The organism is Paenibacillus yanchengensis (assembly GCF_042684845.1).
Classification (GTDB): domain Bacteria; phylum Bacillota; class Bacilli; order Paenibacillales; family Paenibacillaceae; genus Pristimantibacillus; species Pristimantibacillus yanchengensis.
In genome coordinates this window covers 1-580 of sequence record NZ_JBHUMH010000026.1, presented here as the reverse complement: position 1 = coordinate 580, position 580 = coordinate 1, and the positions used below count along the sequence as shown (strand labels likewise).

Annotated in this window: 1 tRNA gene and 2 rRNA genes; all 3 read right to left on the bottom strand. The window is 45.2% G+C overall.

The window, feature by feature from the left end:
• Positions 1-92, bottom strand: a 23S ribosomal RNA gene (locus ACFSTH_RS11410); the annotation flags it as partial.
• A gap of 195 nt (positions 93-287) precedes the next feature.
• Positions 288-363 (bottom strand) — tRNA-Ala (locus tag ACFSTH_RS11405).
• Between the two features lie 142 nt (positions 364-505).
• Positions 506-580, bottom strand: a 16S ribosomal RNA gene (locus ACFSTH_RS11400); the annotation flags it as partial.

Sequence of the window (580 nt, the reverse complement as noted above, 5' to 3'; positions counted from 1 at the left end):
TTACAGCTCCCCGAGGCAGTATCGTTGTTCGCCACGTCCTTCTTCGGCTCCTGGTGCCTAGGCATCCACCGTACGCTCTTACTAGCTTAACCTAGACTTACATATATATTATCTTGCCACAGCAATATTGCCATGAACAAGGTTCGCATAACCATATAGAAGTACTTATTTGCATAAGGCACTTATACATCGCTACACGCTTGAACTTCAGCTTCGATGTGTCTTGCTTGTTTGTTCCTATCCAGTTTTCAAGGTGCAATAGATGGCATTGCTTATAATATCTAATTTGGTGGAGCCAAGCGGGATCGAACCGCTGACCTCCTGCTTGCAAGGCAGGCGCTCTCCCAGCTGAGCTATGGCCCCAAGCAAATTCCATCAAAACTGAACAAATGAATATCAAGTCGAATGTATTAGATTCTTGTTTTGCACAATGGTGTTCCGATTAAATCGGCTTGGAAACTTACGTTTCCTTATCCTTCTTCTACTGAGAAGGGTATTTCCTTAGAAAGGAGGTGATCCAGCCGCACCTTCCGATACGGCTACCTTGTTACGACTTCACCCCAATCATCTACCCCACCTT